This window comes from Acinetobacter sp. CIP-A165, from assembly GCF_000367985.1.
In the GTDB taxonomy this organism is placed as follows: domain Bacteria; phylum Pseudomonadota; class Gammaproteobacteria; order Pseudomonadales; family Moraxellaceae; genus Acinetobacter.
The window spans coordinates 560,061-574,133 of sequence record NZ_KB849200.1 but is presented as its reverse complement, the minus strand read 5'-3'; the positions used below and the strand labels follow the sequence as shown (position 1 = coordinate 574,133).

The 14,073-nt window shown below is 35.0% G+C and carries 13 protein-coding genes and 1 pseudogene; 7 read left to right on the top strand and 7 right to left on the bottom strand.

Annotated elements, in window-relative coordinates:
* Positions 1–25: 25 nt before the first annotated feature.
* Positions 26–601, top strand: a complete 576-nt coding sequence (locus F991_RS02590; protein ID WP_034594882.1) for a xanthine phosphoribosyltransferase — start codon at positions 26–28, stop codon at positions 599–601.
* 47 nt (positions 602–648) lie between these two features.
* Here F991_RS02590 and F991_RS02585 read toward each other — a convergent pair whose 3' ends face one another.
* On the bottom strand, positions 649–1,422 hold the full coding sequence (locus F991_RS02585; protein WP_004668615.1) for a YwqG family protein: 774 nt from the start codon (positions 1,420–1,422) through the stop codon (positions 649–651).
* 171 nt (positions 1,423–1,593) lie between these two features.
* Between F991_RS02585 and thyA the strand changes: the two are divergent.
* From thyA to F991_RS02560, 5 genes and pseudogenes are all read left to right on the top strand, one after another.
* A pseudogene (gene thyA, locus F991_RS02580) lies at positions 1,594–2,199 on the top strand (thymidylate synthase); the annotation flags it as partial.
* 95 nt (positions 2,200–2,294) lie between these two features.
* Entirely contained in the window at positions 2,295–3,530 is a 1,236-nt protein-coding gene (locus tag F991_RS02575; protein ID WP_004668611.1) for a tyrosine-type recombinase/integrase, read from the top strand.
* On the top strand, positions 3,527–6,394 hold the full coding sequence (locus tag F991_RS02570) for a site-specific integrase (RefSeq protein WP_004668610.1): 2,868 nt from the start codon (positions 3,527–3,529) through the stop codon (positions 6,392–6,394). The genes F991_RS02575 and F991_RS02570 overlap by 4 nt, the downstream gene beginning before the upstream one ends.
* Positions 6,394–8,496, top strand: coding sequence for a site-specific integrase (locus tag F991_RS02565; RefSeq protein ID WP_004668609.1), 2,103 nt, complete (start codon positions 6,394–6,396; stop codon positions 8,494–8,496). Before F991_RS02570 ends, F991_RS02565 begins: the two co-directional genes overlap by 1 nt.
* Positions 8,493–8,993 (top strand): hypothetical protein, encoded by a 501-nt coding sequence (locus F991_RS02560; protein WP_004668606.1) that lies wholly within the window; start codon positions 8,493–8,495, stop codon positions 8,991–8,993. Before F991_RS02565 ends, F991_RS02560 begins: the two co-directional genes overlap by 4 nt.
* A gap of 78 nt (positions 8,994–9,071) precedes the next feature.
* On the opposite strand, the gene F991_RS02555 is transcribed toward F991_RS02560, so the two are convergent.
* Entirely contained in the window at positions 9,072–9,923 is an 852-nt protein-coding gene (locus F991_RS02555) for a thymidylate synthase (protein ID WP_004668601.1), read from the bottom strand.
* A 322-nt stretch (positions 9,924–10,245) separates the two neighbouring features.
* Here F991_RS02555 and F991_RS02550 point away from each other — a divergent pair.
* Positions 10,246–10,991 (top strand): IS5-like element ISAba31 family transposase gene (locus tag F991_RS02550; RefSeq protein ID WP_119027238.1). Its coding sequence is split into 2 segments (ribosomal slippage): positions 10,246–10,873 and positions 10,873–10,991, totalling 747 coding nucleotides; the frame shifts between segments, so codons are not numbered across the junction.
* A gap of 214 nt (positions 10,992–11,205) precedes the next feature.
* Here the strand turns inward: F991_RS02550 and F991_RS02540 are convergent.
* From F991_RS02540 to F991_RS02520, 5 genes are read right to left on the bottom strand one after another with little or no spacing between them, the layout of a single operon-like run.
* On the bottom strand, positions 11,206–11,805 hold the full coding sequence (locus F991_RS02540; protein WP_004668597.1) for a DUF6338 family protein: 600 nt from the start codon (positions 11,803–11,805) through the stop codon (positions 11,206–11,208).
* 38 nt (positions 11,806–11,843) lie between these two features.
* The gene (locus F991_RS02535; RefSeq protein ID WP_004668596.1) at positions 11,844–12,125 is read right to left on the bottom strand and encodes a hypothetical protein; all 282 of its coding nucleotides are present in this window, start codon (positions 12,123–12,125) and stop codon (positions 11,844–11,846) included.
* A 9-nt stretch (positions 12,126–12,134) separates the two neighbouring features.
* Positions 12,135–13,127, bottom strand: a complete 993-nt coding sequence (locus F991_RS02530; RefSeq protein WP_004668594.1) for a caspase family protein — start codon at positions 13,125–13,127, stop codon at positions 12,135–12,137.
* A gap of 11 nt (positions 13,128–13,138) precedes the next feature.
* The gene (locus F991_RS02525; RefSeq protein ID WP_004668593.1) at positions 13,139–13,510 is read right to left on the bottom strand and encodes a TIR domain-containing protein; all 372 of its coding nucleotides are present in this window, start codon (positions 13,508–13,510) and stop codon (positions 13,139–13,141) included.
* 13 nt (positions 13,511–13,523) lie between these two features.
* Positions 13,524–14,045 carry a toll/interleukin-1 receptor domain-containing protein gene (locus tag F991_RS02520; RefSeq protein ID WP_004668590.1) on the bottom strand — a complete coding sequence of 174 codons (522 nt, stop codon included), beginning with the start codon at positions 14,043–14,045 and terminating at the stop codon, positions 13,524–13,526.
* Positions 14,046–14,073 lie beyond the last annotated feature (28 nt).

Here is a 14,073-nt window from a genome sequence, read left to right as displayed (position 1 = left end):
AGCATCCGTTTTAGAGGATTCTCCCGTGTACGCTTTAGAACAGAAAATCTTAAATGAAGGTATCGTTCTATCTGATCAAGTCTTAAAAGTTGATGCTTTCTTAAATCACCAAATCGACCCTGTTCTTATGCAGTTGATTGGTAAAGAGTTTGCTGCTCGCTTTAAAGACGCAGGTATTACCAAAATCATTACCATCGAAGCATCAGGGATTGCACCAGCAATCATGGCTGGACTAGAACTCGGTGTACCTGTGATTTTCGCTCGTAAATACCAATCATTAACGCTTAAAGATGATCTTTACCGTTCTAAAGTGTTTTCATTTACCAAACAAACTGAAAGTACTATTGCGATTTCAAACAAGCACATCAACTCAAGTGATAAAGCACTGGTGATTGATGACTTCTTGGCAAATGGTCAAGCTGCACTTGGTCTGATTGATTTGATCCATCAAGCCAATGCTGAAGTGGTCGGTGTTGGTATCGTGATTGAGAAATCATTCCAAGTAGGTCGTGATTTACTCATTGAAAAAGGCTATCGTGTTGAATCTTTGGCGCGAGTTAAATCTTTAGTCGATGGCAAAGTAACTTTTGTAACTGAATAAGATTCAATATCTAGAAAAAGCGGATGATCACTCATCCGCTTTTTTATTTAGCAACAGTCCCAGTTATAGAGGACTTTAGAAAAATCTCTTTTCTTTAAATCTTCTGGGTGAATAAAGAAATTGCCGACACCAGAATCCCCCCACATAATATCGTTTTCGGCATCATCCGTATCCAATTGAAATAGCAAAATATAGTCTTGAATATTTTCCTTATAGCCACGTGGATCACTTTGCGTAAAAAATGGATAGCCACCTAATCGATGCCCTGTTGAAGCAAAGGTTTCACTGTATGACTCATAAACTTCATCTTCATCAATTCCAATATTAAACCCATCATCTTGAGCACTGATTGGCTGGGATGTTAAAGTAAATTCAATCGAATACTGTCCAGTAAAAGGCAAATAAGCATCTTCATCAAATTCAAGCTCGGAAAAATCCTGTTTTAAGTGTGTTGCATCTTCAATAATCTGATCAAAATATAAAACTTTAAAGCTTGATTGCTGCTGTTGGTCATCAAAATTCATCCCATATAAATCATCGGCAGCGATATAAAACTGCAAAATCCCCTTGTCTGGGAAATTAGGTAAATTTGGAATTTCAGCAAAATTGAACTGCGCCAATAAAACTAATGGATTGCCATTCGAATCGACAGGATAAGTGATGTCTAGCGGTAAATAAGGCTGCCCACCAATCTTACTTTGCCATAAAGTTAAATCATCACTTGGTGTTAGCTGCATGGTGACAGTCGGCAGCATAGTTGCTGAAATTTTTTCTAAGTATGGATGCAAAGTACTCGGTAAATTCTCAGGTTGAAGTTTCATTTTGTTGATTATCCATGTCGCTATTTATAGAACTTAATATAAAACAAGCAGCTAAATTAAAACAGAGAACAAAGTCTGTACTGCGACAGTTAGTGACGCTCAATTGCCCCATTATTTATCACATAAATTCTGATAAGATTAGCCCGAGCAAAATCTGCGATAGGAATGACGATGCGCACATACTTAGACCTTTTACAACATATTCTCGACAATGGCGGCGACAAAGGAGACCGCACAGGAACTGGGACACGTTCAGTATTTGGTCATCAAATGCGCTTTGACCTCTCCAAAGGTTTCCCCTTATTAACCACCAAGAAAGTCCACTTTCGTTCGATTGTGATTGAACTACTTTGGTTCCTGAAGGGTGATACCAATGTGCAATATCTAAAAGACCACAAAGTCTCAATTTGGGATGAATGGGCAACCGCAGAACAAACTGCTCGTTTTGGTCGTCCTGAAGGCGAACTCGGTCCTGTTTATGGACACCAATGGCGCAACTTTGGCGCGACTCAAAATGATGACGGTAGCTATCAGCAAAATGGTTTTGATCAAATCAAATGGCTGGTGAATGAAATCAAAACCAATCCAAATTCACGCCGTCTAATCGTATCTGGATGGAATCCAAACGAGGCTGGGAAAGTTGCACTCCCGCCTTGTCATACCCTGTTCCAATTTTTTGTACAAGATAACAAACTGTCATGTCAGCTCTATCAACGTAGTGCCGATGTCTTCTTTTTATTCCCCCAAATCAATAATTCACAGTACGAAGTTTTAACTGCTTAGAACCTCTTACTTTTTTACGTTTATACTAACGTTTAAATTATGCACAGTATGTTATATAACTTAGTCTATGCAGTAATTTGGCGTACATTATGGATGTTAGAGTTTGTTCAAATATAAAACTAGACTTATCTAAGTCATGTTTAAATCATCATGCTCAGAACATAAAAATTGATAAAACAATAAATGTTAATGGAGTCGTTGTATTCGACGATAACGTTAAGGTTCTTCCTCTCATTTCTGAGTATTTATCCTATTACTCCAAGCATGAAAAAATTTCATATAAGTCCGCAAGTACTTACGGTAAAAATCTAACTTACTTCCTGCAATATATCCGTACCCGCCAAGATTATAATGATGATGAAAGTGATGATGTATTTATTACTGTTCCTTCATACGTAATACAAGAATATTTGACTTTTTTAAGTCGCGATCAAAATATTAGCTCATCTACTGTTAGAAATCGTGATGCCTCTATACGGGCTTTTATAGAGTTCTTATGCTCATCTACAGAAGGTCGTAAGCCACTTAGACAAGATAATCCTTACGAGAAAGGCTATCTATCAAAAGCACCAAAACGAACAGGTATAATTGCTTGTAATCTAGATGATCTTTTCATATTAATTGAATCAACTTCATCTGAACGAGAAAGAGTTTTACTTCAATTTTTGTACGACTCAGGCCTTCGTCGGTCAGAACTTCCACGTGTTACGCTTAAACACTTTAAGGATGCTGTAAATTTTAATTCTCAAAAATTTATATCTCGAGAATCAGACAAAGTAATCTGTCTAAATTACGTACCACTTGAAGTTCAAGGTAGTAAAGGTCGTGGAAATGAAATCAAACACCGTTGGACGTTAATCAGCTCAGCAACTATTGAGCGTATTCAAAAATATCATGCTTCCCCACTATATAAAAAATATGCAAGAAAATATGCTACGCCTACTGAGACTCCTGCATTTTTAAATGCTCAAGGGACTCCTTACACTCCATCTGCCATCAATAAATTACTAGAACGACTAAGCAAGCGTGCTATTAAGCAAGGTCGTCTTGATAGACAAATATCCCCACATAAGCTCAGACATGGTAATGCTTATGCAATTTTACAATCAAATGACTTGGGGAGTGACTATTTAGATCGACTTGTGATTTTACAAAAAAACTTAGGTCATAATCACCTGAATACCACTCAAATATATACCAGTATTCCTCAAGATATCTATAACTCCATGTGTGATGAAAAAGGTGATCTCTTAACTAGAGCTGAAAAGATGAAACGTTTAAGTGAAAAAACTCAGTTAAAGATCTGTATTAAGGATATAAAGTGAAAAATAATGGGAAAGCCACTGATCACCTAGTAAAAATATGGGTAGACAACCTATTACAGTCCCCAAATCATCTATTAAAGTTACCACTTAGTAATGATTTTAAGAGCCCTTGGGGGGTTAATATTCTGTCTGATTTTTTATCAAAAGAGCTACCTATTACTCTGAGCGAGGCTCGACATAGAAAACACCTTACAATGCCATTAATAGAAAAGATGGCTGAAATGCAAATTATTGTAGAAGAAGCATCAAGCAGAGAGAATTTGATTCGCCAGAGAATACTCGATTGGTATAGTAATCTGAGCTTCGATGATAAAAAAAACCTCCCCCGCTTAGCTTTATATCCGAGTAATATTTGTTTTAAATCAATAGGTAGTGAACAACGTTCTTGGGCATCTTTATCAACTCAATATGAATGGATCGCAGAAGTAATTGATTACATTCATGAAGACCTTCATAACTTAGGAATTATCTCGGCAGACTTCAAAACAATTAAAAGTCGTAAGAGAGCAATTAAAGATGCTAAGTCCGTTATCAGCCAATGGGTATCAACCATATCTGATGATATAGACGCCATGTGGGATATACCAGTTACAAAAGCCAATACAGATTTGGGTTTTAACGTAGCAATCGAACATATTCAAACCGTTCTAGGCATTTCGAAGAGCTCAGCTAACAATTATAGAGAGTTAGCTTATCCATTAACTCAAAAAATGATTGAAAAAGGAATTTTAGTATATCCAAAAGGCAACTCAGGAGCTGGAGCCGTTGAAAGCAGGAGGAAACTGCTAAATTGGTACAGAAAGCTAAACTTGAAAGAAAAAAGCCAGTTACCAATTTTTGGTAACAAAATTTCACTTGGGAAAATGCATACAAAGCAATCTCCAATTACTAAAAGTGATTTACGTTTTGATATTGTCATAGATGCTTGGGATTTCATTCACAAAGATCTCGAAAAACTTGGTTTATTAAATACGAATTATAAAAGTGTTTCTGAACGAAATCATGAAAGGAAGAAACTTCTAGATATACCTCGTGAAACTATGAAGGAGCGTTTCAACAGATTAGCTACTCTCAAACTCAATAGTGTACTCGACTTCATCGAACCTTCTGAGTTAGAGCCTTTTATTCAGATTGAACAACTTTTTGCCTCACAGATGAAAACCCTACCTTCTAATTCAGGACGAAGTAACTACACAAATGCATGCGGCCTATTTGTAGAATTTCTATCTGAATTATACGGATCTAGCCCTTTACGAATTATTGACACTTTTGATGAGTATCTATTATCCAAATATAGAAGTTATATTGAGGACAAAATAATACAAAACAATATATCAAGCCATCATGCAAATACTATTTTAAGTTCAGTACGTGTGACATTGAATAGACTGACTAAAGTAAAGAATTTAGAATACAGTTTTTTTGATGTACAGGGATTCGATGTCCATAGGCAAACGGACACAAAAAAACCCTTTAGTAAGAATGAACGAATTCAAATATTGGAGGCTATCGAAAAAGCGATTTCTGAAACTCAATTAAGTTTAGAACCCTATAAAAAAACAGGTATCGGAATAAATCCTCTGGATCAACATGGAAATAGAATAAAAGGTCTATCAAACCTAGATAATGCTCGTTGGTTGTTTGAAAATTTTTTGGATTGTAAACCTGTTCATCACAATACAGCTAAAACCCATATTGAAAAGGCATTTCTCAGTATTATTAATGATTCGAAAAAAGGTCTGAAGGAGGTCTATGAAGAATGGGGAGTCACACCGATGATCGGAATAGATTTATTAGTGCCTTATATTCTAAGACTCGCTCAAGTTACAGGTCTAAATACTGATTCCATACTATCCCTAGACATAAAGGATTTTGAAACTCGCCATCCAGCCACATCTAGACCATGCCTAAGATATTGGAAAGAGAGATCCGATGGGTATAAAGAGTATCACCTTGATCTTATCAAGGCGAAGATAACTTGGCTCACAGAAAGCCAATCTAGCTCTGTAAAAGAAATTTTCAAACAGGTAATTCAAATGACTAGTTGCATCCGTGAAAATATCGAGGATAGCATGATTAAGGATAGGCTCTTCATTTATCAATCAAATAGTACTAAAAAACACGGACAAATCAGTTCTTTACTTGGAACTAACGAAAAAAATGCGAGTCCATTAGGTCATAGTATTGCTAGATTTATTGATAAATATCAATTAAAAAATGACCATGGCCAACCTATAATCCTTACAATAAGTCGGTTTAGACCAAGTTTCGTAAGTGAAATGCTTGAAGCTGATGTACCTATAAATGAGATTCAATTGATGCTTGGTCACTCATCCTTGCATACAACTATTGGCTATATCGACTCTTTAGATTTTAATTCCATTAGCAGAAAGAGGCTTAATGAGAAATTGATGGAAATTCATCAATCAACTTTAAATAGTCGCTCCGAAGAAAAAATTAAAACAATAGAAATCAAAAATGAGGAAGAGTTGGGAGTAACATTTAAAACCAATCTGGCTGCATGCAGAAATATTTTTGATCCACCTGACTTTGTAAAAAAAATGGCTTCTTATACTCCTGGAACGCCCTGCTCGCAATATAACAAATGCTTAAGTTGTGACAACGTCATTATTACAGCAAATTATCTTCCTGAGCTATTTGCAATGAAGCGTGATTACCTAGCTATTTTAGAAAATTCACGAGTGATGGATACTCCTTACGGAAAAATTATCAAAGAAAACCTAGAACTCCTAAGTTATATTACAGATCCTGAAACTTCAGATTTTTCAAAGGAAGAACTAGAAATTGGAAAAAATAGATCCAACTATCTTGGATCTACAATAACAATTGATGGAGTAGTGTAATGGATAAGGAAGCGAAAATAAGTATATTGACGGGTTTTGTTAATCATCGCCGCTATATAATGAATGAGCTAAACACTGCTAAGAATTTAGATAGTGATCTTCATCCACAAGAATCTATAGAGTCCACTACATACATAAACGCTCTTATGGAAAGATCTGTCTCAAAAATATCTAAATTTTCCGATAATGTTTGGGATTTTAATTCTGATTATCCTAATGCAGCACAAAATGTAAAAGGCGCAAAACTGCGCATTAATTTTTTAAAATACAAAAATATTCCAAAGTTTGTACTAACAGAACTAAAAATCATCTTAGAACTTGCTTTACTTAACAATCTTATTTTCCGACCTAAACTTAACAGCAGGAAAAATAATAAAAAAGGGACTCTAAAAGTTAATTCTTTGATTCCTATTTTTGAGAAAGGGTTAACATTTATTAATCAAATATTCATACAAATAAGTCAAGAGCTAGGTTATGAGTTTGTTCAAACACAGATTAAAACACTCTCCGAGGTAAATACCGAGCATTACCATGAAGCTGCCAAAAAATACGAATATGTAAAAGGTAGAGAATTAGATCAATTTTTTGAATACTTACGTAGCCCTAGTGCTGTTAAATATGTATTTGATAAGCCTCTAGCTTATGTTGAACTAAATAGTTTAAATTGGAGGAAACTTCCAAGTACTGAAAAAAAGAATAAGGAAAAAGTTTTACCCGATAATGTATTTGAAAATTTATCCAAAATAGCATCTTTAATCGTAGTGGACTTTTTGAATGCGACAGGTCAAAAATCAAAGATCTTGGATATCAATTCTTTAGAAGCTTTATACTCTAGTAAATATTCTTCTTGGGCAAATCAAGTACGAGTTAATCATGAAATTTTGAATGCCTATATTGCACTTCGATTGAGAAATAAAGGGTACTCATCAAGTTCCGTTTTAAGCATAATCGAGCCCTATGATTGGATGTTAAATAAAAATGGCCTAGCATGTGGATTAACACTGAGGAAAGCCCTAACTAGTCGCAACTACCAATTAGATAAACTCCGTGAATACTTCAATCTAGTCTCATATTCATGCGTGTACTTGGTGGCTCAATATACAGGTATGAGGCCATCTGAATTAGCAGAAGTAAAAGTACAAGATTGCTCATGTTTAGTAGAGGAGCATGAAGTCTGGCTAATTAAAAGTACTGTAAAAAAGCATCAACAAGAGATTAATACAGGTTTGTTTGATGACAAATGGGTAGCTATACCTATTGTTAGAGATGCAATATTAGCAGCATCATATATAGCAAAAATTAAATCATCACCTTATCTTATCTCAAATATGGACACAGTGAGCTCTAGTAATTCACCTATACCGATGGGCAGTACTGGCATTACCCATCAGATGAATAATTTTATTGTGAAAATTTTGGATGCTACTGTAGCTAATCAAATTAAATTTTATCCATATATGCTACGCCACACTCTGACCTATCAATTATTTAGAGCAGAAGTCGGTTTACCTTTAATATCTTTTCAATTAAAGCACTTCGTAGACAGTGTGAGTAAATTTACCTCACTTGGAGCAACTTCTTCAGTTACGTTAGGCTATGGAGAGATTGGTGAAATGCTCTCAAAGGATGGAAGCCGAACAGGTAATAAATCCTTGCGACGCTCTGCTGAATTAGAAGCTGTTAAAACTGTTCACAATCCAAATGGTACATATTATGGTGGTAGAGCTGTTGAGCATAAAACTAATCTGATAAAGTTGTTTCAAGGCTATATGGCTGAAGGCTACACCGAAGAAGAAGTGTATGAAGCAATGGCTGACCAAGGAATGGCTATTGTGTATGTTGGACAAGGCATTTGTTATGGTAATAGAAATGAAGAATACGATACGACTTTACCTTGCATCGGCAGCCTAAGATGTAATCCGGCTAGATGTTCACAAGCTATTGTCACCAGTAAACATGCTCCGAAATGGCGTGAAGTCTACATCTTAAATAAAGCAAATCTTAATAAACCAGAATATGCTCATAATAGGGAGCAAATTCAGGCAGCAATTGACGAAGCTGTAATGGTTTTAAATAGTCTTGGTGAAATGGTTGAACTATGAATAATCAAGCTTATGATCAAAAAAATAGTGAAAACTATGAAATGAATACGTTAAGTATTAACAAAGCACTATTAGAAATCGAGCAAGATCCAAAGCTCAAGGCCACTATTGCACAATTATCAAAAATGACAGGTATTCATCGAAATACAATTACAAACCGTGATTGGCCTATCCAGAAACTAAAAGAAATCAAAGAAAAAAGAAAACTCAAGGATGAAGAAAGTAAAAACCATATGGTGGTTAATGAAATTTCGTTGGGTGAAAAACTAGTTCTAACACAAAATGAAGTTATCTATTGGTTTAATCAATACCAAGATATAAAGCTTTCTTTTGAAAATACAAATAATCAGTTAAAAAAACTAAAAGAATCGAATAATTACTATAGAGAGATGTATGAAAAACATAAAAAGCAAGTTGTTTTAGCTGAGTTAGAAATCAACCGCTTAAAAGAACTGTTAGACACTAAAGGTATTAACCCAGAACTACTTAAACATTAGTTTTAAAAAGAGGTCTCTGTTTGGATGATGACTTTAAGTTTTCATCAAACAGAGAACTCTTTTATGAATAAATATTACTTACACTGAAAATGGATAAGCAATAGGTTCGTGATACTGATACCCTTCTACCTCGAAATCGTCTAACGTTACCCACGTTTCAATATCTTCTAGCGTTTTAATCGCAGGGTTGATATGAAGTATTGGTGCAGGATAAGGCTCACGTTTAAGCTGAACATCACGCATAAGCTTCAACTGATCTTCATAAATATGTGCATTCACAATTTTATGATAAGCCTTTCCAGCCTTATGTCCTGTAATTTGGGCCATGAGGGCTAATAACGTGAAGACTTGAATCTGGTTAAAATTTTGACCTAATGGAACATCACACGAACGTTGTGATGATGTTAAATAAAGTGTATCTCCGACCAAAGAGAAGGTGTGAGTATGCATACAAGGTCGTAAGCATCCCATTTCAAACTCGCCTGGGTTATAGAAAGTCAGAATTTCACCACGATCATCAATACCGTTTCGCAAGTCATCGTAAATCTTACGAAGTTGGTCAAATTCTTTACCTTCTGAGTTACGCCAATGACGCCCTTGGACTCCGTATACTCGCCCCATATCGTCTTCACCTTTACGATAAGGGTTAGCTAACCAAGCTCCATTTTCGTTAGCATTTGCATTCCAAGTATTACAGCCAATAGCTCTAAACTGTGCAGCATTATCATACCCACGCAAGTAACCGAGTAACTCTGCAATCGCAGCTTTCCAATAACTTTTTCGAGTCGTAATTAGAGGGAACTCATTCGCCCCTACGTTGTACTCTAAATCAGCATTAATAACGGTTAAACAACGCTTTCCAGTTCGTTCATTTTCAACCCATACGCCTTCATCAACTATGCGTTGACACAAATCTAGATATTGCTTCATTTAACCACCTTAGCTCTATAGACATAAATCGATCTGATAACAATTAGGTTAACTACCTTTCTCTGATAGACACAGTTCAATTTCTACTCTGAGATTATTTGCTGACCTAAATCAACTTTCAAATCTAAGTCATCCAAAATATTTACACTGTATTATAGAGTTTCGAGACTCTATTACACAAATACGTATGTTGAGCTGCTGTGCTAAGTAATTAATGCCTACAATATATAAACCTGTAAAATTAGGGTGTGTTGACACTTTTAGCTTAAAAAAATAGCGAAGTAGTAAAATCAAATCGCCAAACCCAATTTTACTATTCGCTATGCCTCGTACCATGCTGACAGATCAACACTGGCAAAAGTTGAAAGTTATTCTGCGTAATTTATCCATTCACCACAACTCAAATTTACGCAATTTTATTGAAGCTATTCTCTATAGAATTAGAACAGGCTGTCCGTGGCGAGATATTCCTTCTTGTTTTGGTCATTCAAACTCTATTTTCAAACGTTTTAATCGTTGGTCAAGCAGCGGTAAGTTACTTAGATTATTCAAATTATTAGCCTCATGCCCCGATATGGAGTGGATTTTTATTGATGGCTCTCATGTACGTGCTCATCAACATTCTGCCGGCATAGCGAATCAATCTATTTCTAAAAGTGTAGGAGGAAACTCCTCAAAAATACATTTGATTGTTGATACACATGGCAATCCTATTGATTTCATGATTACCGATGGAACCACACATGATGTTAAAGTTGCACCTGATTTAATATCAACATTAGATTTAAAAGAGACAAAAGTGGTATGTGCAGATAAAGGCTATGATTCAGAACCACTGCGTGAACAGATCAGGAAAACAGGGACTAAAGCGAATATACCAAAGAAAACAAATAGCCAATCGAACAATGACCATATGGACTGGTATTTATATAAAATCAGGCATTTAGTTAAAATATGTTTTGTAGATTAAAGCAATTTAGAGAAATAGCTACTCGATATGACAAGCTCAAAAGAAATTATCAAAGTTCTGTTGCTTTAGCCTGTATATTTTTATGGCTACCTTTATAGGGTTAATTATGAACAGTAAATGTCAACAGACCCTATATTTTTTTAGGTGGTTTAGAAATATCTTGTATAGGTGGTGGAGTATAACCAGCCGTTCTATCAGTATTATTGGTTGTGGTTGGTTTCGAAGGCTGAGGTGTATATCCACGTCGATTTAAATTATCAAGATTTTTCGTATTACTCATTTCAATTATTCCTATTATATAAAATTGAACTATCATGCTGGAGAATCATCTTCAAAAAACTCTATGGTTTTTATATCCTTAGATAATATAATGATTCCCGAAGTAGCATTATGTTTACGATCAAAACCACCCTCACTATTTGACTCCCAACACTCATCTAAATAAATTTGAGGCTCTGAGGGATAACTAGAGACAAAAGAGTTAGGACCATATCTTCCATATATTTTTGTACCATCTGTTAATACTACAATGACCCAACAGGCCGTTCTTTTGCTAAAAACATAGTCCCAAGGTAAAGATACAGGATGGGGCATTGTTTTTTGAAGCCATTGTGATGTTCTTAATTTATACCAAATTAAAGCTAGCAGAATAGGACTAAAAAAAAGCAGATAAAAATAGAATAAACCGTATAAAAATGAATTACTTGATGATAAATTTGATTTTTCAACCCAAATTATAAAACCAAAATTAAAGCCGTAAATCAAACAACTATAAGTTAAAGAATCCAAAATTTTCTGATTAAATTCAGATATTTGTCTAGGACATATGAGACTATAAACTCTCATACAAATAAATCCGGGCAAAATAAATGCAATAAAAAATGCTAGCTTATTTTCATCAATCAATTCCATTTAACACACTCTAAAACATGAATTCTGGATTCATAAAACTATTTATTTTGATCAGATAAGAATGGAACTAATAAATAAAAATACTTCTGTACTTGCTCTCTATCACTTTCTTTTTCATCCTCTGTCAATTCCTCATATCCAGTATTAATTTGCTTATTCCATCTTTCTACTAATTCTGCTGGAATTGTTAATGAGCCATTATCATTCTTAAGACATTTAGAATGTAAATAACTTTGCCAATGAGCCCAACGTTCATGCTCGATAGCAGCGAGTTTTTCAATTAACTCTTTATATTGTTTCGATGAATCATCTTGGCTCATGGTATGCCCTTAAAGGAGTCCATTTTTTACTAATTTCCAATAGTGTTGTCCCAATACTGTAAGTTCACAGCTTTGAAAATTCATCGCTGCATGCCACATATGTGGAGCTCCAACTGGTCGAACTAAATTCACCTTAACAAATTTTTGTAGCTTATCAAAATTTGCTGTATTTTCTAGATTAGGTAAAGGAATGGCAGGATCATTTAATTGTTCTTGAGAGCGTTCAGGCTCAAAAGATGGGTCTAAAGGAAATTGATGATCTGCGCTGGTAAACAGTTGCGTTAGAGCTTGTAAATCAGCTAATTCAATGGGAGGGACTGCCTTTCTTAATGATACGAAAGTTTTGACATTTGTTTTAAATACCGGTCTCTGTGCCCAAGGACCAAGTGATTGATCAATATGAGCATAAATACTTCCTGGCGTAACATCGCCAACTAGATTCGCTGCTGCTCCATTTAATGCATCAACAAATAAAGTTGTAAATACTCCTGCACCACCACCTTCAACCTCCATAGCATATTGTTCTGCAGTTGAAGCTGTCAGAATGGTTGTTCCTTCCTTTAAATCTGCGAAGCATGAACTTCCTGAACTACTTCCAGTTATACCACTATGACAACTGTCTAAAATGATTACCCTATTCTTAGCTTTTGATTGATTCGCTAAAACCATGATCTCATGCAGAGCTAGGCCATCATCTCCAGTCTGACAATCTCCTGCACAAAGATATCCTCCTGTATCTTCAATATAACCATGACCAGCAAAGTATAAAAGAGCTATGTCTGAATCATCCCTAAATAGCTCTCTAATAGCTTCTTTTAATGAGTGTTTATTTATTACATCAGAACTGCTAGTACTAGTCATTAAACGAGGATTTGCAAAGTTAATTGTGCCATCTGCATGCCTTTCGAGTGTATTCTTTACCGCATGAGCATCGTTAACACAGCCACTTAAATGAGATAGCTTACTGTAATAATCAATTCCTACTATGAGCGCTTTACGCATAATTATCTCGCTTACAGTGAGTCAATAAATGAACTAATATTAATATCACTCCAAGGCTGAGTAGTAATTCCTGAAATAGCAGTTCTATCAGTCGAGTAAGCCCATATTCCAAGAATAGGCTTACCTTCTTCTTTAGCACATTGAATTTCCCATTTTTGGCCACTTGAGCTTAGAGAGTTTTTACTTACAAGAACAATTATGCCATTCGATCTTTTAATTCTTGTACGCACTCTCTGCTTCCATTCGGTATCATATGGTGTTTTTACAGACATATCGATAAATTCAAAAGGTGCTCTCGGATGAAGAGACTGTCCTTTTAAAAAATCTCGTTGACGTTCATCTTCAATTGCAAAGGCAACAAAAACCACTTTCTTATCAGTCATATTAGTACTCTTTTTAAAGCATAGCCTTAAGTTTGTTATGGAAATCATCAGCACCTTCCTTAGTAAGAGTGCCGAATCGATTAGAGTCCCCATTAATACTATCTAAAAGGACATTATTTCGATTATCTTGATTATATCTTAATATAAAATTATCAACATCTTTTTCATTCAATAATATTGGCCACTTATGCAAATATTCTGGCAAAAAGCTCTTGTATAGATACATATTAGATTTGGTTAGAGAGTACCCATTAGTATTATATGCAAATGAACAAATTCTTCGGTTGATAATATTTGCTTCTCCAATTTCAAAGGGAACCCACCACGATCCTTTAGTATTTGGTGAAATAATTGCTATTAAATGAGTACATCTCTTAATATTTTTCGTAATTATCTCTGTAATATTCGACGTACTATTGATTGATTCCTCATCAATGACATCGAGATAAAATTCAATACTATATTCTCGAAATTTTCTAGCAATTTTCAAAGCTATTTCTCTATCTTTAGCACGATAACTAATAAATACTGGCATGCTAAATTCCTTATAAAATAAACCAAAA